General features: G+C 46.1%; 1 protein-coding gene. It reads left to right on the plus strand.

Translation table 11 applies throughout. From position 1 onward, the window contains the following. Positions 1-534, plus strand: a 534-nt coding sequence (locus QYM41_RS17805) for a hypothetical protein (RefSeq protein ID WP_368801098.1), incomplete at both ends; no start/stop codon positions are given.

Below are 534 nucleotides of genomic sequence, written 5' to 3' on the forward strand. Positions count from 1 at the left end.
GTAAGCCGATGATGAAAGCCTCGGATGTTGCGGCTATCAATAAACAGATTAACCGCGAACTGGACAATGCCCGTAAACGTTGGGATAGGCTCGTCAAAAACGGCTTACAGTTTACCGAAGCATTTAAACGTTACGGTTTTCAGGGTCGTTTCTCGTTGAAGGGTAAAGAGGGGCAGGAACGTTTAGCCGAAATTCAGAGGGTGGCACGTTTCCTACAATCCAGCACGTCAACCATTAGCGGGGCGATTTCGTCCAGCAAGGTAGACACGAAAGGATTAAACGCGAAACAAGCATTAACGAAACTGAAAAACGTTAATAAGCTGATGCCGCGAGTAGTGGACGCTATTGTAGATGCTCTGCGTAAAGCTGAGGGCTACGATTCGTCACAAGCGCCACAATATATCGAACAAGCTATCGGTATGATTAATGCTGATTTGGGAGATAGTGAGGCAGACTTACAGCAAGTGGAGGACGATATTTTACAGGAATTGGGATTAGCCCCGAAAGGATGGGAACCAGTAAAAGGTATTTTAG

This window comes from Kocuria oxytropis, from assembly GCF_040981195.1.
In the GTDB taxonomy this organism is placed as follows: Bacteria; Actinomycetota; Actinomycetes; order Actinomycetales; family Micrococcaceae; genus Kocuria; species Kocuria oxytropis.